The organism is Lonepinella sp. BR2474 (assembly GCF_051851555.1).
In the GTDB taxonomy this organism is placed as follows: Bacteria; Pseudomonadota; Gammaproteobacteria; order Enterobacterales; family Pasteurellaceae; genus Lonepinella.
Window position 1 is genome coordinate 23,493 of the sequence record NZ_JBPDVH010000010.1, and the last position, 20,809, is coordinate 44,301.

20 protein-coding genes are annotated in these 20,809 nt (G+C 40.8%); 3 read left to right on the forward strand and 17 right to left on the reverse strand.

The genetic code is table 11. The features are described from left to right. Positions 1 to 59 precede the first annotated feature (59 nt). From ACTG7Q_RS10145 to ACTG7Q_RS10155, 3 genes are read right to left on the reverse strand one after another with little or no spacing between them, the layout of a single operon-like run. On the reverse strand, positions 60 to 2,534 hold the full coding sequence (locus ACTG7Q_RS10145) for a DEAD/DEAH box helicase (protein ID WP_439243457.1): 2,475 nt from the start codon (positions 2,532 to 2,534) through the stop codon (positions 60 to 62). A gap of 2 nt (positions 2,535 to 2,536) precedes the next feature. Continuing rightward, positions 2,537 to 4,057 (reverse strand): Eco57I restriction-modification methylase domain-containing protein, encoded by a 1,521-nt coding sequence (locus ACTG7Q_RS10150; protein ID WP_439243460.1) that lies wholly within the window; start codon positions 4,055 to 4,057, stop codon positions 2,537 to 2,539. Then, complete coding sequence (locus tag ACTG7Q_RS10155) at positions 4,032 to 4,718, reverse strand: hypothetical protein (protein WP_439243463.1); 687 nt, start codon at positions 4,716 to 4,718, stop codon at positions 4,032 to 4,034. Before ACTG7Q_RS10155 ends, ACTG7Q_RS10150 begins: the two co-directional genes overlap by 26 nt. Before the next feature lie 114 nt (positions 4,719 to 4,832). Here ACTG7Q_RS10155 and ACTG7Q_RS10160 point away from each other — a divergent pair, with 114 nt between their 5' ends. After that, positions 4,833 to 5,252 carry a hypothetical protein gene (locus ACTG7Q_RS10160; protein ID WP_439243466.1) on the forward strand — a complete coding sequence of 140 codons (420 nt, stop codon included), beginning with the start codon at positions 4,833 to 4,835 and terminating at the stop codon, positions 5,250 to 5,252. A 94-nt stretch (positions 5,253 to 5,346) separates the two neighbouring features. Here ACTG7Q_RS10160 and era read toward each other — a convergent pair whose 3' ends face one another. The 6 genes from era to ACTG7Q_RS10190 form a co-directional block, all read right to left on the reverse strand. Continuing rightward, on the reverse strand, positions 5,347 to 6,288 hold the full coding sequence (era, locus tag ACTG7Q_RS10165) for a GTPase Era (RefSeq protein ID WP_439243469.1): 942 nt from the start codon (positions 6,286 to 6,288) through the stop codon (positions 5,347 to 5,349). Further along, complete coding sequence (gene rnc, locus ACTG7Q_RS10170) at positions 6,288 to 6,962, reverse strand: ribonuclease III (RefSeq protein ID WP_439243472.1); 675 nt, start codon at positions 6,960 to 6,962, stop codon at positions 6,288 to 6,290. The genes era and rnc overlap by 1 nt, the downstream gene beginning before the upstream one ends. Further along, positions 6,962 to 7,984 carry a signal peptidase I gene (gene lepB, locus ACTG7Q_RS10175; RefSeq protein WP_439243475.1) on the reverse strand — a complete coding sequence of 341 codons (1,023 nt, stop codon included), beginning with the start codon at positions 7,982 to 7,984 and terminating at the stop codon, positions 6,962 to 6,964. Before lepB ends, rnc begins: the two co-directional genes overlap by 1 nt. Before the next feature lie 12 nt (positions 7,985 to 7,996). Further along, positions 7,997 to 9,790 (reverse strand): translation elongation factor 4, encoded by a 1,794-nt coding sequence (lepA, locus tag ACTG7Q_RS10180; protein ID WP_439243478.1) that lies wholly within the window; start codon positions 9,788 to 9,790, stop codon positions 7,997 to 7,999. Positions 9,791 to 9,949: 159 nt separating this feature from the next. Further along, complete coding sequence (gene grcA / locus ACTG7Q_RS10185) at positions 9,950 to 10,333, reverse strand: autonomous glycyl radical cofactor GrcA (RefSeq protein ID WP_439243481.1); 384 nt, start codon at positions 10,331 to 10,333, stop codon at positions 9,950 to 9,952. Between the two features lie 279 nt (positions 10,334 to 10,612). Next, positions 10,613 to 11,473 carry a cysteine ABC transporter substrate-binding protein gene (locus ACTG7Q_RS10190; RefSeq protein WP_439243485.1) on the reverse strand — a complete coding sequence of 287 codons (861 nt, stop codon included), beginning with the start codon at positions 11,471 to 11,473 and terminating at the stop codon, positions 10,613 to 10,615. Between the two features lie 178 nt (positions 11,474 to 11,651). Here ACTG7Q_RS10190 and ACTG7Q_RS10195 point away from each other — a divergent pair, with 178 nt between their 5' ends. Both ACTG7Q_RS10195 and ACTG7Q_RS10200 read left to right on the forward strand, forming a co-directional pair. Continuing rightward, positions 11,652 to 12,911 (forward strand): GntP family permease, encoded by a 1,260-nt coding sequence (locus ACTG7Q_RS10195; protein WP_439243488.1) that lies wholly within the window; start codon positions 11,652 to 11,654, stop codon positions 12,909 to 12,911. 9 nt (positions 12,912 to 12,920) lie between these two features. After that, positions 12,921 to 14,051 carry a glycerate kinase gene (locus ACTG7Q_RS10200; RefSeq protein ID WP_439243491.1) on the forward strand — a complete coding sequence of 377 codons (1,131 nt, stop codon included), beginning with the start codon at positions 12,921 to 12,923 and terminating at the stop codon, positions 14,049 to 14,051. 52 nt (positions 14,052 to 14,103) lie between these two features. Here the strand turns inward: ACTG7Q_RS10200 and ACTG7Q_RS10205 are convergent, their stop codons facing one another. The 8 genes from ACTG7Q_RS10205 to ACTG7Q_RS10240 form a co-directional block, all read right to left on the reverse strand. Further along, complete coding sequence (locus tag ACTG7Q_RS10205; RefSeq protein WP_439243494.1) at positions 14,104 to 14,868, reverse strand: amino acid ABC transporter ATP-binding protein; 765 nt, start codon at positions 14,866 to 14,868, stop codon at positions 14,104 to 14,106. Between the two features lie 10 nt (positions 14,869 to 14,878). Further along, on the reverse strand, positions 14,879 to 15,547 hold the full coding sequence (locus ACTG7Q_RS10210; protein ID WP_439243497.1) for an amino acid ABC transporter permease: 669 nt from the start codon (positions 15,545 to 15,547) through the stop codon (positions 14,879 to 14,881). A gap of 3 nt (positions 15,548 to 15,550) precedes the next feature. Beyond that, a complete protein-coding gene (locus tag ACTG7Q_RS10215) occupies positions 15,551 to 16,210 on the reverse strand; it encodes an amino acid ABC transporter permease (protein WP_439243500.1) in 660 nt (219 codons plus the stop codon). Between the two features lie 190 nt (positions 16,211 to 16,400). Then, a complete protein-coding gene (locus ACTG7Q_RS10220; RefSeq protein ID WP_439243503.1) occupies positions 16,401 to 16,862 on the reverse strand; it encodes a hypothetical protein in 462 nt (153 codons plus the stop codon). Beyond that, on the reverse strand, positions 16,828 to 17,031 hold the full coding sequence (locus tag ACTG7Q_RS10225) for a hypothetical protein (protein ID WP_439243506.1): 204 nt from the start codon (positions 17,029 to 17,031) through the stop codon (positions 16,828 to 16,830). Before ACTG7Q_RS10225 ends, ACTG7Q_RS10220 begins: the two co-directional genes overlap by 35 nt. 151 nt (positions 17,032 to 17,182) lie before the next feature. After that, a complete protein-coding gene (locus tag ACTG7Q_RS10230; RefSeq protein WP_439243508.1) occupies positions 17,183 to 18,772 on the reverse strand; it encodes a carbon starvation CstA family protein in 1,590 nt (529 codons plus the stop codon). A 125-nt stretch (positions 18,773 to 18,897) separates the two neighbouring features. Further along, positions 18,898 to 19,065, reverse strand: coding sequence for a DUF5363 domain-containing protein (locus ACTG7Q_RS10235; protein ID WP_439243511.1), 168 nt, complete (start codon positions 19,063 to 19,065; stop codon positions 18,898 to 18,900). A 78-nt stretch (positions 19,066 to 19,143) separates the two neighbouring features. Next, a complete protein-coding gene (locus tag ACTG7Q_RS10240) occupies positions 19,144 to 20,730 on the reverse strand; it encodes an AbgT family transporter (RefSeq protein WP_439243514.1) in 1,587 nt (528 codons plus the stop codon). Positions 20,731 to 20,809 lie beyond the last annotated feature (79 nt).

A 20,809-nucleotide genomic window follows, 5' to 3' on the forward strand; every position in this document is an offset into this window, starting at 1 on the left:
ATTATAATTATCAATTATTACCATAATATCAACATCAAGTAATCACTTTGTATCCTCTTTTATTGATTATATTCCGCCCGACTCATGGTCGTACTCCAAAGCCCAACACGTTCTAGATCATCATATTTGGTTAAACCAGAATAGCCTAAACTACTATCTTCATAGCGTTTAAAACTCAATACTGCCCCATTCATTTTGCCCTCGTTAAACAAATTTAACCCCACCAATAAGCTAAAATCATTTTGCGTTAAGCCGGTGACTTTATAAAATAATTCGGGTTCCACTTCTTCAATCACATCTTTCAACGCATATTCCCGCTCCTCGGTTAAATACATAAATACAGGAATCCGTGCGGCAAATTTAATTAATTTTTCCTGTAATTGTTTCCGTAAAGTGCGTTCTTTTTTCTCATTTTCTTTTAATTCATCTTTTTCTTTCGGCGTTAAACTGCCATTATTGGCTTTTTGTTTGCCACTTTTGACCGCCGTCGATTTATTAATAATGGTTTCAATATCCTGATTTAATGAACGGAAACCCTCAATGTTAGCAAGGGCTTGCATAGCTTGTGGGTGAGCTTGCAAGCGTTTTAAGGTTTCATTATTCACATTCACCAACACAGCACTTTCCCAACGACGTGCTAGCAACGTTGCGGTTGTGCCACTCATTGCCATATCCAACACACTGGCTGCGTCCAACTCACGCATTGATGAACCGTCATAGGCAAGAATCGGCAGGAATTGAACAAATTCGGCAATTTTCTTTTCAGGATTGCGTTCTTCGGTGTTGAGTTCATTGCAATATTCGGAAATTTGCCGCAACGCACGATCAGGGGCGAAATCAAAAATATAGCAATTTTGTTTGATAATCACACTTTCATCTGCCCCCTGTGCTTTAGCCACCCACGGGGTTTGCACACGAAATGCCGCTTGAAAATAGGTTTCAGGGCGAACTAAGTTACGCAGCATAAAAATCCCCGTCCATTCTGGCACCGAAACACCTGTGGTCAGTTTGCCACAAGACAGCGTGATGGTTTTGCTTTCTAAGCCTTTTTTCATTGCTTTACGTACGGGTTTTAAGGCATTCGCCCCAACGCCCGCTTTTTTGCCAGCGGTGACAATCACTTGGTAATCCTGATAAAACCGATTATGGGGTTGAGCCAATAAATTTGCCATGGCATAGCAACTACTCACATCAGGCAGAAACCAAAAAGTATGATTTAAATTGCGTAATAAATCCACATCAGCAAAAGGTAACGGCGGTTTTTCTGCCCCTAGCTTTAACTCGTCTTCTGTGGTGATTTTTAATTGTCCCCGAATTAAATCTAGCCATTGTTGCACATAATTTTCATATTTAAATTTCGCCTCTTTTTCTTTGCCTGTGGCTTTAAAAAATTCGTTTAAATCAAATTCATTAAATTCCCCTTTCAAAGCAATTTCTTGAATATGCGGTGGCAGTTGATAAGTCAGCATGATCATGCGTGGCAAACTTAAATAGGGATTATTTTCGCCAAGCCATTCCATTTTCGCTTTTTGTTCATCAGAATAAGTCCAGTTGAAAATTTGTTCTTCAATAAATTCACCTGAATTTAATGCTCGAAATGGCGTACCAGATAAATATAAATAATGATCGGTGGTGATGGGAATGATGTCTTCATCAAAGAAATCGGGCATATCCAATTCCATATCTTGTTGTTCTTGTTGTTCTAGTTGTTCTTGCTCAAATAATTCTTTGGATTTATCTCGCCACGCCCCAAAATGATATTCATCAAACACAATGCAATCCCAATTAATGGCGTGTACCCATTCATTTTTTAATTTAATGCCGCCCGCATTATTTTTGCCTAAATAATCTTGAAAGGAACCAAAACAACAAATCGCATGATGATCGGCGAAATGCTGTTGGTATTGTTCTTCGTTGGTCACAAATTTCCAGCCTTGAAAATCAATATGACTTTCTAAATCCTCTTGCCACGCTGTTTTGACGGCGGGTTTAAAGGTGAGAATTAAAATCCGTTTCCAACCCATTTGTTTTGCCAGTTGATAGGTGGCAAAGGTTTTACCAAATCGCATTTTGGCGTTCCATAAAAAGTGCGGTGCTTTTTTGCCGACTTCGGGATCCTTTTTCCATTGCTGAAAATAATTTACCGTTTTTTCCACCGCACTTTTTTGTTCCGGTCGCATGGTAAAATCTAGCGTGCGGTTTTCTTGATTTTCAATCCGTTTACGAATGGCAAGCACGGCACTTTTCACATCCTCTACGTCACATTTAAACCATTCGCCATTAATTCGTTCAATCCCCTTTTTGATAAGATACTGATGTACATCAAAATCTTTAAATAAACTGCCATCTTCCCGCATTGATTCTGCCTGATATTCAATGCGATAACTTTGTTCTGGGGTTTTGACGGGATATTGCTCTGCAACTCGCACATTGACATCTCGTTCAGTGTAACCGATTTTTAAACAGCCTTGAAAACGGCTATCAGAATAGGCATAAATTCGGGGCTGTTTTGACTCAAAATATTGACTACGCATACTTATTCCCCTTTATCCATTGGGCGGATCATTGATTCAATATAGGCGATTTCGTCTTGGGTTAATTGATATTTTTGGTAAAGTTCGGCATCTGTCCAAGGTTTGGTGAAGTCTTGCATTGGCACTAATTCATAGGCTTTTTTAGTGGTATGTTGAGTGTTCTTTTTTAAGGTCAGCATAAAATGCAAAAATCTCGTATTAATATAACTCATTACATTTTCGCAAATTTCCTTATTTTCAAAAGGTCCGAAAACTAAATAGGTTTCCGTGCAAGCCGTATTTAACCCTGCATAAATGGGTTTTACCCAGTCTGTTTTTCCATCGCCTGTACCAACAGCATAAGGAGCAATTACTTTATGTTGATCGATCCATTGGCGATTAATTGGTATTTCTTCTCGCTTGATATAGCCTATGCCTTTATTTTGGAATAGCGTGACATTATTAAATTGCTCTTTATAAGGTTCGTTTCTTCCTTTAATAAAGGTTCTTAATCCAAATGGTTTTGCAGAACTAATAATCGTATTAAAACTTATTTCATCAAATCTTCTTACTTTTTTAAGAATATCAACAGCTTTATTATGCCGAATAAAAATATCTAATCCATTTTCTTTTAACGGTCTTTCCATATAAGAAATCACCTTGCCATTATCATAAGTATAAATATGGCAATCATTATTGCTTTTCTTGTTATTCCAAAGAAAATAACAAACACCGCCTTTAATCTCCACGCCCGTAAAACAATCTGATGAATTAGGGAAATCGTGTAATTCACTAATACGATGATCTTTTAACATTTCATCACGAAAATTATCCAATCCTTTACCGCCTGCGTACCAACGGGCTGGAATGATCATCACTAAATAATGTGGATTAAGTTTTTTCGCTTGTTCAACAAATAAATTATAAATTGGCATTGCACTGGCTTGAGCCCCACCATCACTCAACTGATACGGTGGATTGCCAATAATCACATCAAAATTCATATTTTTTCCCAAAATCTCGTCAATCGTTAAATGAATAAACCCATAAGCGTGACTTTCTTTGCTTTCTTCACGCTGATACACCGTTTCACTGGCACCACATAATTCACATTTGCCATCTTTCCACACATGTTGAATCGGCTGATAAAAAATATTGCCCTGATGACTTGCAAATTCCGTGCAAATAGATTTTTGGCTGTTCGCATTTCTGGCACAATAAACACTACGGCGAGTTAAATAAGCGGTGAGTTCGGTGATCGCAATACCAAACACTTGTTGGGTAAGAATATGGTTAATTCGCTGTTGTAAATCAGGGATTTCTTGTTCTAAGCCTTTGATCAAGCGTTTTGTTATTTCACGCAAAAACACCCCTGTTTTACAAGCAGGATCTAAAAACCTTTTGGTTTTATCGCTGAAAACGTCTTGCGGCAATAAATCGAGCATTTTGTTGGCAAGATCGGGCGAGGTAAACACTTCATCATTGGACAAATTCGCCAAACAAGAAAGCACATCAGGGTTATAATTTAGATTCAGGCGTTGCATTTTGAATCTCCATAAAATAAATTGAGTTATATTTTGGCAGGGTTGTGTAGTGACTAAATTCTCTTTTACTCCCGCGGGAAATAATTTGAATGACATCCGTGTATTGATACTCTTCCCGTTTTAAGCAAAATTTGCGTGGAAACTCCATGGCTGACCATTGCGAAAAATGCAAAAACTGATTTTCCAACGGTTGATTATGTTGATCGGCATAACACATTTTTAACGCATCACCGTGTAAAATATTTCGCTCTAAAATAAATTTCGCCACATTTTCTAATTCCACCGTCATCGGCAAACCGAATAAGTATTGATATTCGTTTTTGACAAAATCCAATAACCGCTGACGGCATTTCAACACGTTATCTTGCAACAGCTCTATGCCATATAATGAGCTGATCGCTAGAATGAGATAGAATTCATATTCCCGTGGAGATTTTTGATAATTTTTCGCTACCGTGTTGAGCTTGCGTTTTAAAATCTCAATTAAAAAATTTCCATCACCACAGGCCGGCTCTAAAAATGTGGCTTTAATCGGCATTTCGTCCACCACCGCCGAAAGTTGACGCTCCACCATATCAATCATGGCATTGACTTCTTCAGGGCGGGTAAACACTTCACCGTGATCGGCGACACGTTTTTTAGATTTGATTTGTTGGGTCATTGCAAATGTAACTTTTAGGGCAACCAATGAAACTTATTGTGAAACTATATTAATAGTTTCACAACTTTTGATCAAGTTTCATTTTGTTTTAAGATCGTTCGTAAAGTGACTTCTATGAATGAGAATGAAGAATTTACCCAAAAATTAACCGCACTTTTACTAAAAAGAGGTTATGAACCAAAACCATCTGTCTTGGAACGTGAATTTAATTTACGTTACTACGGTGATCCTTTAACCCAACAAGCCGTGGGAAAATGGCTCAAAGGCAAGTCTATTCCGCATAGCAATAAACTTTGTACGCTTGCGGAATGGCTAGACGTGGAATTAACGGATTTAGTTTCAACAGAAAGAGCTTATCAAGCTCAAAAAGCAAAGAAAAAGAAAGAAAATAAAGCCAACTCAAGCCAAGCTATCTCAAACTATGATGAAGATTATTTATTTCGCCTTTTTCTCAATCTCCCCCAAGAACAGAAAAAAGCCGTGCGTGAAGTGATTATGGCAATGCACAAAGCCTATCGGCAAATGCCGGAATAGTGCGGTGATTTTTAGCGTTATTTTAGCCAAAAACAAAAATCCCTTTTGACTATGCCAAAAGGGATTTGCAGTAATTGATGATGCGTAATCAGCGTTAGTATTCTTCCATATACCCCAAACTACGCAAGGCACGTTCATCATCTGCCCAACCTGATTTGACCTTAACCCAAAGCTCTAAATGCACTTTGTTGTCAAATAAGCGTTCCATATCCTGACGAGCCTCGGTGCCGATCACTTTGATTTTTTGTCCGCCTTGACCAATCACCATTTTTTTCTGACCGTCACGTTCCACCAAAATTAAGCCGTTGATTTCGTAGGTACCCCGTTCGTTGAGTTTAAATTGCTCAATTTCAACGGTCACCGAATATGGCAATTCTTCGCCCATAAAACGCATGAGTTTTTCACGGATAATTTCGGAGGCCATAAAACGTTGTGAGCGGTCAGTCACGTAATCTTCGGGGAAATGATGGTCGCCCTTTTTCAACGCATTACGCACGATTTTCTTCAAATTATGTACGTTATTACCACGTTGAGCGGAAATCGGCACAATGTCTTTGAAATTAAATTTGTTGCTTAATTCGGTGATGAATGGCAATAATTCATCTTTATTTTTGACATTATCAATTTTGTTAATAGCTAACACCACTGGCGTTTTGACTTGGCGTAATTTGTTTAACACCATATCATCATCTTCATTCCAATGAGTACCGTCCACCACAAAAATAATTAAATCCACATCACCAATGGCACTGCTGGCCGCACGGTTCATTAAGCGGTTAATGGCTCGTTTTTCTTCGATATGTAATCCGGGGGTATCCACATAAACCGCTTGATAGGCACCGTCAGTATCAATGCCAACGATACGGTGGCGAGTGGTTTGGGCTTTGCGTGAAGTAATCGAAACTTTTTGCCCTAATATTTTGTTTAATAAGGTAGATTTTCCCACATTCGGGCGACCCACAATGGCGATAAAGCCACAATAGGTGTCGGTAGGTTGTTCGTTGTTTAGGTCAGTGGGTAACTGTTCTTCTGTCATTATTTTATATCCAGTTCTTTTAAAATTTGTTCGGCAGCGGCTTGTTCCGCTTTGCGACGACTATTGGCCACCCCAATAAAAGTGTGGTCAAAATTTTCCGCATGGCATTCTACGGTGAAAGTTTGACAATGGGCCTCGCCTGTGGTTTTGATAATTTGGTAGCTTGGTAGGCTTAATCCTTTGCCTTGCAAATATTCTTGTAAGCGTGTTTTCGGATCTTTCTGATTTTCGCCCGGTTTAATGGTGGCTAAAAGTGGCTGATACCATTGGCAAATAATCGCCATAGCATGGGCTAAATCACTGTCTAAGGACATGGCACCGATAATGGCCTCCACGCAGTCGGCCAAAATAGAGGCTCGACGAAATCCACCACTTTTTAGCTCGCCTGAACCTAACACCAAATAATCCCCCAACTCAAACTGGCGAGCTAACTCGGCCAATGTGGGTTCTCGCACTAAGGTGGCTCGCATACGGCTGAGTTCGCCCTCGTTACATTTTGGGAACTGCTGATAAAGGGCTTGTGCAATGGTTAAATTCAAAATCCCATCGCCCAAAAATTCAAGGCGTTCATTATGCACCTTTGCCGCACTACGGTGCGTTAAGGCTTGTTTTAACAACGCAAGATCAGTAAATTGATAGCCGATCTTGCTTTGTAATCGGGTTAAATCATTCATTATTTAATTTTCGTAAATAAACGTTCAGTACGAATGCCGGTCGGCCATTCATTCGGTTTTTTATCTAAGCTCAACCAAATATAAGTGGCTTTACCCACAATATTTTTCTCTGGTACAAAACCCCAGAAACGACTGTCTTCACTCATATTACGGTTATCGCCCATCACGAAATATTGCCCTGCTGGCACGACCCATTCGGTAATATAATATTCTTGTTTCACATAGTCTTTATAGCGATACCCCTCGGAAATCGGCTCGGGGAACCAATGAATCTGATGGCTCACATCCCCTGTTTCGGTGAGTTCTAGCATACTTGGGCCATAAATAAAACTGCCGTCTGGATTTTTACCAATAATGGCTTTAAATTCATCATTTTGTTGCGGTTCGCTATACGTGAATTCTTTGCTTTCGCACTCATCTTCACAAGCCTTGCCGTCTTTGCCATAAACAATGGTCAATTTGCGTTCTAGCTCATTATACAGCACTCGGTCACCGCCCATGGCCACCACACGCTTAATATAATCAATATTCGGTTGTGGTGGGGCTTTAAACACAATCACATCACCACGTTGTACTTTGCCTGTTTCCATTAAGGTATTTTGGAATACCGGATCTTTCACGCCGTAAGCATATTTTTCCACCACAATGAAATCCCCGACACGTAAAGTCGGTTCCATGGATTGCGAGGGAATTTGGAACGGTTCAAACACAAAAGAACGCAGAATCAATACGAACGCCAACACAGGGAACAAGGAAGAAATAAATTCTTCGCCCTCGCCAATGGGTTCAATGACGGCTTTTTCTTCATCGGTTAAGGTTTTTCCAGTGCGTTGTTCGGTACGTGCAATTTGACGGCGACGACGTGGCAACACGGAAAAACGATGATAGCACCACAACACGCCCGAAAGTGCGGTGAATAAAATCAATAAAATGGAAAATGTGTTTGGTAATTGTAGATAATCTAACACTTTCCAAACCGCAAAGCCCACAACTAATAAAATGGGGAGAAAAAGTTTTGACATAGTCTTCCTTATTTAATCTTTTCCAACGTGTAAAATAGCTAAAAACGCCTCTTGTGGCACTTCGACATTGCCGAGTTGTTTCATGCGTTTTTTACCTTCTTTTTGTTTCTGCAACAGTTTTTTCTTACGGCTCACGTCCCCACCGTAACATTTTGCTAAGACGTTTTTACGTAATTGTTTCACCGTGGAACGTGCAATAATTTGGTTACCAATCGCTGCTTGAATGGCAATATCAAATTGCTGACGTGGAATCAATTCTTTCATTTTTTCCACTAATTCACGGCCACGATATGGGGCATTATCTTTGTGAACGATCAACGCCAACGCATCCACACGATCGCCATTAATCATAATATCCACCCGTGCCATATTGGCCGATTGGAAACGTTTAAAACCATAATCCAATGACGCATAGCCTCGTGAGGTCGATTTTAAGCGGTCAAAGAAATCAAGCACCACTTCGCCCATTGGAATTTCATAGGTCAAGGCGATTTGATTACCATGATACACCATATTGGTTTGCACCCCACGTTTTTCAATACACAAGGTGATCACATTGCCTAAATAATCCTGTGGCACCAACATATTACATTCTGCAATCGGCTCACGAATATCCGCAATGTTACTTAACGGCGGTAATTTCGCAGGACTGTCTATATAGACAACATCACCGTTAGTGAGTTCAACTTCATATACGACGGTAGGTGCGGTGGTGATTAAATCCAGATCATATTCTCGTTCTAAACGTTCTTGAATGATCTCCATGTGCAACAAGCCCAAGAATCCACAGCGGAAACCAAAGCCAAGTGCGGTGGAATTTTCCGGTTCATAGAACAAGGAGGCATCATTTAGACTTAATTTGCCCAAGGCATCACGAAACGCTTCATAATCGTCTGAACTGATTGGGAATAACCCAGCATAAACCTGTGGCTTAACTTTTTTAAAACCCGGTAAGACTTCCGTTGCCGAATGATGTTGATGGGTTAAAGTATCCCCTACCGGTGCGCCTAAAATATCTTTAATGGCACACACCACCCAACCCACTTCGCCGGTTTTTAGCTCAGTGGTATCTACTTGTTTTGGCGTGAAGATACCCAAACGATCTACATTATAGGCTTGTCCAGTACTCATGACTTTAATTTTATCGCCTTTTTTAATGGAACCGTTTTTTACTCGAACCAACGACACCACGCCCAAATAGTTATCAAACCAAGAGTCAATAATTAAGGCTTGCAACGGTGCATTAGGGTCACCCTCTGGAGCAGGAATTTTTGCCACGATTTCTTCTAATACATCTTCAATCCCCACGCCGGTTTTGGCAGAACAACGTACGGCCTCAATGGCATCAATCCCCACAATATCTTCAATTTCTTCGGCGACACGTTCAGGTTCTGCGGCAGGCAAATCGATTTTATTTAAAATCGGCACCACTTCCAAATTCATGTCCAATGCGGTGTAGCAGTTGGCCAAGGTTTGGGCCTCCACCCCTTGTCCTGCGTCCACCACCAACAATGCCCCCTCGCAAGCGGCTAAGGAACGAGACACTTCATAGGAAAAGTCAACATGCCCCGGTGTGTCGATAAAGTTAAGCTGATAAGTTTCACCATTTTTTGCTTTATAGTTTAAGGTGACACTTTGTGCTTTAATCGTGATGCCACGCTCACGTTCCAGATCCATGGAATCCAACACCTGTGCTTCCATTTCACGATCGGACAAGCCCCCACAAGTTTGAATCAAACGATCAGAAAGCGTGGATTTTCCGTGGTCAATATGAGCGATAATAGAAAAGTTACGAATATTTTGCATATAAAATAAGTTAACAATAAGTTCCTAAAAGATAATCGAGGAATTGTACCTGAAATAGCGGTACTAAGCTAGAAGTGCGGTCTTTTTTTCGTTGATTTTTATAAAATAAAACACCCTGACCAAAGATCAGGGTGCGAAATGTGATTTCAAAAAAAGCAATTATAGGCTTTCAGTGAAAGTACGAGTGATAACATCACGTTGTTGTTCTGGGGTTAATGAGTTGAAACGTACGGCATAACCTGAAACACGAATGGTTAATTGTGGGTATTTTTCAGGGTGTTTCACTGCATCTTCTAAGGTTTCACGACGTAACACGTTTACGTTTAAGTGTTGACCACCTTCTACTTTTACTGTTGGCGCAACGTCAACCGGTAATTCACGATATTCGATTTTACCTAATTCGTTGATCGCAACGATTTGGTCTTCAGCGAAATCGCCTTTTGCACATAAACAACGGGCTTCACCTTTGTCGCTGTCTAATAACCAGAATGAATTTAATAAATTGTCATTCGCTGCTTGTGTAATTTGAATACCTTTAATCATAAAGTGCCTCCATTTGGCTGTTTATTTAAATAATGTCATTTCTAAAAGATGCACGAATTTTATCAAAAAATTTGATTCTTTCAACTATTTTTGACTAAAATCAAGCCAATTTCGCCGATAAATTCAAATAACTTGATTTATTTCAAAATAATTTAGTAAAAATTAACTAAATATAACATTTTATTAACATTTTTATTCTACATAATTAACAAACTATTATCGAACACGCATAAAAAATGCGTTCCAAATAGAACGCACTTTTCATCAATTTGTATGGTTTTATTTATATTCCACTAAAATATCTTTCTCACTAATGGTATCACCATAAACCGGTAATAATGTTTGCTCATAAGCACGTTTTAATGAACCGTCTTTAGATAATTTTTCGGTTTCTGCACTTAACCATTCAAGCAAATCTTTGTCTTCTTTACGCACGGCACCCGCAATGGTGTCTTGGTCGCCTAAAGATTTAATTCCTACGGTGAACCCTGGATTTTCTTTCGCCCAAGCAAATAATAAAGTGTTGTCATGCGCTAAGGCATCACCACGTCCATCCACTAAGGCTTGGAAAGTTTCGGTATTTTGTTCAAATTTTAACAATTTGATTTGTGGGTAGTTTTTGGTAAAGAAAGCGTCTGCGGTGGTGCCTTTGTTTACTAATAAGGTTTTGCCCTCAAGATCTTTCACGTCAGTAATCACTGCGCCATCTTTGGAGGCAACACCTAAGGCCACTTGCATATAAGGTTTAGCAAAATCCACCACTTCTTGACGAGCTGGCGTCACAGTGAAGTTGGCTAAAATAATATCTACTTTATTAGAGGTTAAATATTCCACACGGTTTGCCGCTTCGACAACCACAAATTCCACTTTGCTCGCATCGCCCAATAAATCTTTGGTTAAATCTTTGGCAATTTCCACATCAAAACCTTGGTTTTTGCCGTTTTGATCCACATAACCAAATGGCGGTTTGTCACCAAACACGCCAATGCGCACTTTGTCCGCTTGCTTAATACGTTCAACAGCAGAGGCTTTGGTCGGTTCCGCTTTGGCAGTTTCTTTACTGTTATTGTCGCAAGCAGTGACGCCCACGGCTAACAATAAAGTGGCTAAAAGTGCGGTGATTTTTTTAACGTTTTTCATAATGATGATCCTTTATAAGAGTGATTTGGTGAAAGGGATTATAAAAAAGTTGAGCGCAGTAAGGAAAGAATTAAAGATTATTTGATATAGCGTTTTGGAATAAAATTCAAGGTTATCATTCCCACCCAAATTTATGTTATATTATGCTCCTCACCTTGATACAATAAAGGAATCTATCATGACCACTATCTCGGCATTAGGCGCTATCGTGGCTCTCACGGTTGCGATTTTGCTTATTCTAAAAAAAGTCTCCCCTGCCTACGGTATGTTAACCGGTGCCTTAATTGGCGGATTAATCGGCGGTGCCAATCTGACAGAGACAGTCGAGTTAATGATTGGCGGGGCGCAAGGCATTACAACCGCTGTAATGCGAATTTTAGCGGCGGGGGTGTTAGCCGGTGTGTTAATTGAATCTGGCGCAGCAGCCACCATTGCCGAAACCATTGTCAAAAAGCTCGGCGAAACTCGTGCCTTATTAGCCTTAGCGTTGGCTACGCTAATTTTAACCGCCGTTGGCGTGTTTATTGATGTGGCGGTCATCACTGTTTCCCCCATTGCACTTGCCTTAGCCAAACGAGGCAATCTGTCTAAAATGGCGATTTTAATTGCCATGGTTGGCGGTGGCAAAGCGGGAAATATTATGTCACCGAACCCGAATGCCATTGCCGCCTCTGACGTGTTCCATATTTCCTTAACGTCGTTGATGGCAGCGGGTGTTATTCCGGCAATATTTGGTTTAATGATAACCTACTTCTTGGCGAAAAAATTGATCCACAAAGGGAGTAAGGTCAGTGAACAGGAAGTCATTCTGCATTCTAGCGCCCTCCCCTCTTTTACTGCAGCCATCACAGCGCCTTTGTGTGCAATTTTACTGCTCGCCTTGCGCCCCCTGTTCGGTATTGTTGTAGATCCCTTAATTGCCTTACCCCTTGGTGGTATCGTCGGCGCCATTGCCATGGGAAAAGGTCGACACAGTAATCAATATGCCATCAGTGGATTAAGCAAAATGGCGCCCGTTGCGATCATGTTATTAGGCACAGGCACCTTGGCGGGCATTGTGTCGCATTCTGCGCTAAAAGATGTGCTTATTGAGGCCCTGTCCTCCTCGGGACTTCCCTCTTATTTACTGGCGCCAATTTCTGGTATTCTGATGTCACTGGCCACTTCCTCAACCACGGCGGGTACCGTGGTTGCGGCGAATGTATTTAGTCAACCCTTAATGGAATTGGGGGTCAGCGGACTTGCGGCTGCGGCAATGATTCATGTCGGCGCTACCGTCGGCGATCATATGCCACATGGTTCGTTCTTCCATGCGACAGGCGGCAGTGTCAATATGGAGATGAAAGAACGCTTGAAATTAATTCCTTATGAAACGGCGGTGGGCTTGATCATGACAATCGTGTCAACCCTGATTTTTGGCGTGTTTCATCTATTCTAGGAGAAAAAAATGAAAATTGTCATTGCCCCTGATAGTTTTAAAGAAAGCCTCACCGCCCTTGAAGTGGCGGAGGCTATTGAAACAGGCTTTAAAAAGGTATTTCCACAAGCCGAATATGGCAAAATCCCCATGGCCGACGGCGGCGAGGGGACGGTGCAATCCTTAGTTGATGCCACACTGGGCGAACGCATTCATGTAGAGGTGACCGCTCCCCTAGGCAATCAAGTTACCGCATTTTTGGGTTTATCAGGCGATAAACAAACGGCATTTATTGAAATGGCCGCTGCATCAGGCTTGCATTTAGTGCCAATGGATAAACGCAATCCGCTCAACACCACTAGTTACGGCACCGGTGAATTGATTAATGCCGCCCTAAACTGCGGTGTAAAAAAAGTGATTTTAGGTATTGGTGGCAGTGCAACCAATGACGGTGGCGTTGGCATGTTGCAAGCCCTAGGGGCTAAATTTTTAGATGCACAAGGCAACGAAATTGGCTTGGGGGGTGAACAATTAGCTCGGATTCAGCATATTGATATCAGCCGGCTCAATTCCAAATTATCACAAGTAGCCTTTGAAGTGGCCTGTGATGTAGATAATCCTTTATGTGGTGAAAAAGGCGCCTCTGCGGTATTCGGGCCACAAAAAGGTGCCACGGCGGAAATGGTTCAAACGCTTGATCAAGCCTTGCTACATTTTTCCTATATCGTACAACGGGATCTTGGTTTAAATATCCGAGATCAAGCCGGTGCGGGCGCCGCAGGTGGCATGGGTGGAGGGTTGTTATTGCTCCCTAATGTGCAACTCAAAGCTGGCGTACAAATCGTGATAGAGGCCGTACAGTTAAGCAACGCCGTACAACAGGCCGATCTTGTAATCACGGGTGAGGGACGCATGGATGCACAAAGCATTCATGGTAAAACCCCGATTGGCGTGGCCAGAACCGCCAAGCAATTTAACAAACCTGTGATTGCCATTGTCGGCAGTTTGCGAGAAGATTATCCGGTTGTTTATGAGCAAGGTGTTGATGCCGTGTTCCCGATTATTCGCCAAGTGGATAGTCTTGAAAACACGCTAAATTCAGGGCGTGAAAATTTGATTTCCACGGCGGAAAATGTGGCGAGATTGTGGCGGATAAAATAAACAAGTGCGGTGTAAAAATCTTGCGTTTTACACCGCACTCTCTCATTCAGGATTAAATATTTTCCTCATAATCCACCCCTTTTGGCTCATAATTGAGAATATTCAAAAAGGCTTTGGCACGATCTGTGCTTGGGTTAGAGAAGAAAAATTCAGGTTTGGATTGTTCGATAATTTCGCCTTTATCCATAAAAATAATGCGGTCGGCCACCTGTTTAGCAAAATTCATTTCGTGGGTGACGATTAACATGGTCATGCCGTCTTTGGCTAACCCCAAAATCACATCCAACACTTCACGCACCATTTCAGGGTCAAGGGCGGCGGTGACTTCGTCAAATAGCATAATGTCAGGATTCATGCAAAGGGAACGGACAATGGCGATTCGCTGTTTTTGTCCACCAGATAATTCTCGAGGAAAAGCATTTTTACGCTCAAATAACCCCACGCGTTTTAACAATTCATCCGCTTGTTTTTCCACATCTTCCCGTTTGCGTTTTTGCACTTTCATAGGGCCGAGTAAAATATTGTCGATCACAGACATGTGGGAAAATAATTCATAACTTTGGAACACCATACCGATTTTTTGGCGTGCTTTGACCCATGAAATATCTTTCCCCAAAAGACCGAGATTTTCTAAAATAATGTTGCCACTTTTGATTTCTTCTAAGCCATTTAAGCAACGTAATAAAGTACTTTTACCACAACCTGATGGCCCAAGAATCACCACTACTTCGCCTTTTTCAACGGCTAAATCAATGCCGTGCAGTGCGGTTACTTCACCGTAATTTTTAACTAATTGTTGAATCGCTAATAATGCCATAATTTCAATCCTAATTGCTCCATTTTGCTTCTAAATATTTGGAAAATAATGATAACGGGTAACAAATTGCAAAATATAAAAAGAAAATCACACCGTAAATCCATAATGCCGCTGAGGGGTCAGTAAACAGCGAGGTTTCAATGATCTGCTGCCCGACTTTAATCACTTCTAACACGCCAATTAACATGGCAAGGGAACTGGTTTTTACCATGCGAGTAAACAAATTAATGGCCCCTGGTGTCACACGTTTTAAACTTTGCGGTAACAAAATATAGTAAAAAGTTTGCCATTTATTTAACCCCAACGCATAAGCGGATTCGGTTTGGTGTTTTTCAATGGAAGTCAAAGCGCCACGCACTAAGTCACCCATTTCTGCTGCGCCCCAGAAAATAAACACAATAATACATACCCAAACCCCGCTCCAGTGGATATTAAACCATTTCGCAAAACCAAAATAGACCAAAAAGAGTAATACTAACAAGGGGATAATACGCACCACTTCTAAATACAACTGACACAAAAACTGCACCAGTTTATTTTTACTGGTCATCAGTACGCCGAACAACACGCCTAAAATACAAGCAAAGAACACTGAAACAAACGCAATTTCTGCGGTGATCCACAAGCCACTGAATAAGCGTTCGAGGTTACTGCCTTGAGAAAGAATAGCTAATCCCATTTTCTACGCTCCATATTTTGCTTGACGTAAGCGGCGTTCAAGATAGCGGATATACAAGGACACAGGCAATAAAATTATCAAATAGAACACCATCAATAAAAATAAAGCCTCGTTAGTTTTATAATCCATACCGATAATATCTTTTGCCAAAAACATCAGTTCTGCCACCGCAATGGCGCTGATCACCGAGGTTTCTTTCATTAAAAACAAGCAATTTGCCCCGATAGCCGGTGTAGCAATAGCAAAGGCTTGCGGGAAAATCACATAGCGAAAGGCTTGCAAAGGCGTCAATCCAATGCTTAAGGCACTTTCAATTTGCCCTTTGGACACCGCCTCTAATCCGCCTCGAATGGCTTCCGCCATATAGCTCCCGCCCAGAAAAGCCAGTCCGATAATGCCACAGGTAAAGCCATCCATTTTGATGCCTAATTTGGATAAACCAAAATACAGGAAAAACACTTGAATAAGTAATGGCGTGTTGCGAGACAGCTCAATATAGCTTTTGACTAGCCATTGAAAGCCACGGATTTTATAGGTCAGCACCACCGCACAAAGCAACCCAACCAACACTGACAGCACAATCGCCCAAAGGGATAAATGCAAGGTTAGCCAAGTGGCATCAATAAAACGGGGAACGGCGTTCCAGATATATTGCCAGTTCATAGAATTATCACGTTGAAATTGAAATGAGGAAAATTATAAGTAAACTGTAGGGATTCTGAAAGCTCGATTTTGTATAAATTAGATCATTTAGCTATAAAGGCAAGGCTACCGGCGATTAAATGTGCTACGTTTTTAAAAATCTTCGCATTTTCAGCACACTTTAAAAAAATAATATTGCGATACTGCCTTTTTAACCGCTATATTCCTCATTTTTCTCGATCAACGAAATAATGAAATTTTTTAATAAATCATTGTCTTTTACATCAAACATTTTATCGTGTTTTGATAAGGCTAAAAATTTCACCACCACTTCACCTAATTGCTCAGGATCATTTTCAAATCGGCATATTAAAATAGGATCAACATCTTCGCCATTGTTGCCAATTCGAGTATGGTAGATGCCTTGATATTGATTGGGATATTTATTGGAATCTTTGGCGACACCAAAAGCTCTAAAGCCTTTGGCTTGTGAATCAACGATCTCAATAAACCCATCTTCACGCCATTTTCCTAACAGCTTGGCGAGTTGATAATTGAGTTCGTTACGTTGAGAAAAAATATAATCAGGATAACCTAAAAAATGCGTCAACTGCTCAAATTTATTATTTCGAACAAATTTAGATACATACAGTCTTTTTGTAACTTTCTTCATAACCCATCTCTTTTGTATCTACATCCAATGGATTAAAACCAAAGAAATGAGTTAAAAATTCTTCTTTTGTCTCACCCGTCACTTCCGTATAATCTGTATTTTTATCAACAAAATTGAGCAATGCTTCTAACTGAGATGATTCCAGTTTTTTAGTTTGATATTTTTTCATTGCATAACCTCTGTGTATATGCTTTTAATAGGTCATATCCTACCACAATGCGATAATGAGTACAACTTCACGCCCAAAATGTTCCCAAAAAACACCGCACTTTGGCTCTCTCCAACCAAAGTGCGGTGTAAAATAAAGGCATTTTTATTGATTATTCGGTGACTAAAGCCTCAGGATCGCCATCACCTAATGGTTTAAGCAAGGCGAAGAATAAGACAATACAGAATACCGTTAGACCTAAACCGATATAGCAAGATAATTCATAATCTAAACCAAAACCGATTTTGTTGTAGGCTAAGTAGGTAAAGCAAACCGTACTAATAAACCATGCTGGAATGGACGCCACCCAGTGGAATTTATTGTAACGATATAAATAACCTGCAGCGGTCCATAACATCACCATGGCGGTCATTTGGTTTGCCCAGGTGAAATAACGCCACAATACGCTGAAGTCCATTTTAGACACCACAAAACCTAAGGCAAATAACGGCACGGCAATCAATAAGCGTTTACTTAATGAATGTTGCTCTAATTTGAAAATTTCAGCAATTTGTAAACGTGCAGCACGGAATGCGGTATCTCCTGAAGTGATTGGCAACACCACTACGCCTAACACCGCAAAAATACCACCGATAAAGCCTAAGAAATGTAACGAACTGTCATACACCACTTTAGACGGTGAACCGGCAGAAATCGCATCTTGTAAGGCTTGCGGATTTTCATAGAATGCCAATCCGACCATACACCAAACTAAGGCAATCACACCCTCGGTAATCATGGCACCGTAGAAAATAAAACGACCTTCCGATTCATTTTCTGCACAACGTGCCATTAATGGCGTTTGGGTGGCATGGAAACCAGATAATGCTCCACAAGAGATGGTTAAGAATAATAATGGCCAAATAGGCACGTCCCCTTTCACTTGGAAGTTTTGGGTGAATTTCGCCCAAGTTAAACCTTCACCGTCTGTATTGACCGCACGGAAGAACTCAATCGGATCCGTGGCACTGAAATGTGACGTAATTAAACCGTAAATCATGCCCACGGACATAAACAATAATAACGCCCCAAATAATGGGTAAACTCGGCCAATAATTTTATCAATCGGTAATAGGGTCGCAAAAATATAGTAAGCGAAGATCAGCATGGTCCAGACTGTCACGACCGTTGGTTTATCCATACCCCAGACAGTTAAATCTTTTGCGGTTTCAACCGCATGGTGAATTTCTTCTGGATTCCCCAAATTCATGGCTACCGCACTGGAACCGAATAAATCAAAGGTGATGGTGCTTAATAATTGCGCTGGACTGGCGACAAACACCACGCCCACCAACAATAACAAAATTAATGCCATCACATTAATAAAGAATTTCACCGGTTTGCCAAGGAATTTACCCGCTAAATAAGGCATTGTTGCCCCACCGTGGCGAATACTTAACATACCGCAGAAATAATCATGCACTGCGCCAGCAAAAATACAGCCAATCACAATCCAGAGCATCGCAACAGGCCCATATAAAGCACCTAGAATCGGGCCAAAAATCGGGCCAGTTCCAGCAATGTTAAGTAATTGAATTAACCAAATTTTGGTTTTTGACATTGGCATATAATCCACGCCATCATTCATGGAAAGCGCAGGCGTAGTACGTTTTGGATTGATAACAAAGATTTTTTCAATAATCTTGCCATACACAAAATAACCGGTTACTAAAACCGCAACACAGAAAAAGAACCATATCATAGGAAAAATCCCCTTTATAAAGAAAAAATGATTACATAATCAAGGCGAATTTTATGCAGTTGTTAAACTAAAGTAAATGAACATTTTCATTTTTGCTGATTAAACAGTTAAAAATGTGACAGAGATCACACTTTTTCCTTGGTTTTCTTTTTGGGTTCTGGTTCAGGATCGAATTTCACCACAGGCACACAACCACGACAAGCGCCTTGATTCACACCTAATTCATCACAAAAACGATCATATTTCTCTAATGCCTTGCGAAACCAGCTTTTGGGTTTGATTTGTTCAGTCATATTTGACTCCCTTCTCTATTTTTGAAACCTTGATGAAAAAAGACAGTTCGAAAAAACTGCCTTTTATTGTATAACGAATTAAGGGGTATAGAAAGTGGCTGCACCTGGCCCCACTGGCAAGCCAAATACGAACACCCAGATATAAAAGAGCAATGACCAACCCACTAAGAAAATCATCGAATAAGGTAACATCATCGCCATTAAAGTACCGATACCTGTATCTTTCTTATAGCGAATGGCCATTGCCATAATTAAACCAAAATAACTCATCATCGGGGTAATGATATTGGTGGTACTGTCTCCAATACGATATGCGGCTTGAATCATTTCAGGGGCATAACCGGTTAACATCAACATTGGGACAAAAATCGGTGCAGTGATAGCCCATTGTGCGGAGGCGGAACCAAGCATCAGATTGATAAACGCACAAACTAAAATAAATCCAACTAACAATAATGGGCCAGTTAATCCGATATGTTGTAAGAACTCCGCCCCTTTTACTGCCGTCACAGATCCTAAATTGGTCCAGTTAAAAAATGCCACAAATTGTGCCGCAAAGAAAACCAACACGATATACATAGAAAGCGATGACATGGCTTTGCTCATGGCATCAATGGCATCTTTGCTACTTTTCATGGAACCGGTGATACGTCCATAAACATAACCTGGTACGGAAAAGAATACAAAAATAAAGACCACAATACCATGCAAGAAAGGAGAACCCGCCACGCCGCCTGTTTTAGGATTACGCAACACACCGCTTTCAGGCACAATCGTCCAAGCAAGCAATAGACTAAAAATTAACATGCTAATCCCTGCCCAAAGCAAACCTTTTTTCTCAATCGCAGTTAATGGCTCAATTTTCGAGTCTAATACGCTAGGGTCATCCGCATCATTTGGATTATATTTACCTAAACTTGGCTCAACAATTTTTTCCGTAATAAGATAACCTAATCCACTAATTAAGAACGTACTCACAAACATGAAATACCAGTTTGCCTCTGCCCCAACCACATAATCAGGCGAAATAATCCGAGCCGCCTCTTGGCTAATACCCGATAATAATGGATCGACGGTACCTAATAATAGATTCGCACTGTAACCGCCGGAAACCCCCGCAAAGGCAGCAGCTAGACCGGCTAAAGGATGACGACCTAGTGAATGGAAAATCATAGCGGATAAAGGAATTAAGACAACATAGCCAAGCTCTGCGGCAGTGTTTGACATGATCCCCGCAAATACCACCACTAAGGTGACTAATTTGCGAGGTGCGTTAATCACCAAACCACGCAAACCTGCAGAAATCATACCAGAGCGTTCTGCAATGCCGACCCCTAATAATGCCACTAATACCGTTCCTAAAGGCACAAAGTTGGTAAAATTCTTCACTAAATTATCAACAATGCGAGCAAGTCCTTCCCCATTTAGCAAATTGACCACATAGATCATCCCATCTGCACTGCGCCCTTTCGCCCCTTCAGGTCGAGGATCCACCACAGAAACATCAAAGTAAGATAGCACCGCTGATAAAATCAATAACAATACGCACATCCACATAAACAACATGACAGGATGTGGTAATAGATTACCTAGCCACTCGACACCTTTTAAGAAACGCTGCATTTTGCCTTTGCCGACGTTTGGTTGATATTGGTTATTTTGCATAAATAGCCCTCTTTGTTAGATAAATCACAATTAATCATGACTGAATTTAACCATAATTTAACATTAAAGCCAATATTTT

What these genes read in the sequence shown, in the direction of transcription:
- ACTG7Q_RS10145 (WP_439243457.1), bottom strand. Translation starts at nt 2,534, where the DNA reads ATGCGTAGTCAATATTTTGAGTCAAAACAGCCCCGAATTTATGCCTAT.
- ACTG7Q_RS10150 (WP_439243460.1), bottom strand. Translation starts at nt 4,057, where the DNA reads ATGCAACGCCTGAATCTAAATTATAACCCTGATGTGCTTTCTTGTTTG.
- ACTG7Q_RS10155 (WP_439243463.1), bottom strand. Translation starts at nt 4,718, where the DNA reads ATGACCCAACAAATCAAATCTAAAAAACGTGTCGCCGATCACGGTGAA.
- ACTG7Q_RS10160 (WP_439243466.1), top strand. Translation starts at nt 4,833, where the DNA reads ATGAATGAGAATGAAGAATTTACCCAAAAATTAACCGCACTTTTACTA.
- era (WP_439243469.1), bottom strand. Translation starts at nt 6,288, where the DNA reads ATGACAGAAGAACAGTTACCCACTGACCTAAACAACGAACAACCTACC.
- rnc (WP_439243472.1), bottom strand. Translation starts at nt 6,962, where the DNA reads ATGAATGATTTAACCCGATTACAAAGCAAGATCGGCTATCAATTTACT.
- lepB (WP_439243475.1), bottom strand. Translation starts at nt 7,984, where the DNA reads ATGTCAAAACTTTTTCTCCCCATTTTATTAGTTGTGGGCTTTGCGGTT.
- lepA (WP_439243478.1), bottom strand. Translation starts at nt 9,790, where the DNA reads ATGCAAAATATTCGTAACTTTTCTATTATCGCTCATATTGACCACGGA.
- grcA (WP_439243481.1), bottom strand. Translation starts at nt 10,333, where the DNA reads ATGATTAAAGGTATTCAAATTACACAAGCAGCGAATGACAATTTATTA.
- ACTG7Q_RS10190 (WP_439243485.1), bottom strand. Translation starts at nt 11,473, where the DNA reads ATGAAAAACGTTAAAAAAATCACCGCACTTTTAGCCACTTTATTGTTA.
- ACTG7Q_RS10195 (WP_439243488.1), top strand. Translation starts at nt 11,652, where the DNA reads ATGACCACTATCTCGGCATTAGGCGCTATCGTGGCTCTCACGGTTGCG.
- ACTG7Q_RS10200 (WP_439243491.1), top strand. Translation starts at nt 12,921, where the DNA reads ATGAAAATTGTCATTGCCCCTGATAGTTTTAAAGAAAGCCTCACCGCC.
- ACTG7Q_RS10205 (WP_439243494.1), bottom strand. Translation starts at nt 14,868, where the DNA reads ATGGCATTATTAGCGATTCAACAATTAGTTAAAAATTACGGTGAAGTA.
- ACTG7Q_RS10210 (WP_439243497.1), bottom strand. Translation starts at nt 15,547, where the DNA reads ATGGGATTAGCTATTCTTTCTCAAGGCAGTAACCTCGAACGCTTATTC.
- ACTG7Q_RS10215 (WP_439243500.1), bottom strand. Translation starts at nt 16,210, where the DNA reads ATGAACTGGCAATATATCTGGAACGCCGTTCCCCGTTTTATTGATGCC.
- ACTG7Q_RS10220 (WP_439243503.1), bottom strand. Translation starts at nt 16,862, where the DNA reads ATGAAGAAAGTTACAAAAAGACTGTATGTATCTAAATTTGTTCGAAAT.
- ACTG7Q_RS10225 (WP_439243506.1), bottom strand. Translation starts at nt 17,031, where the DNA reads ATGAAAAAATATCAAACTAAAAAACTGGAATCATCTCAGTTAGAAGCA.
- ACTG7Q_RS10230 (WP_439243508.1), bottom strand. Translation starts at nt 18,772, where the DNA reads ATGATATGGTTCTTTTTCTGTGTTGCGGTTTTAGTAACCGGTTATTTT.
- ACTG7Q_RS10235 (WP_439243511.1), bottom strand. Translation starts at nt 19,065, where the DNA reads ATGACTGAACAAATCAAACCCAAAAGCTGGTTTCGCAAGGCATTAGAG.
- ACTG7Q_RS10240 (WP_439243514.1), bottom strand. Translation starts at nt 20,730, where the DNA reads ATGCAAAATAACCAATATCAACCAAACGTCGGCAAAGGCAAAATGCAG.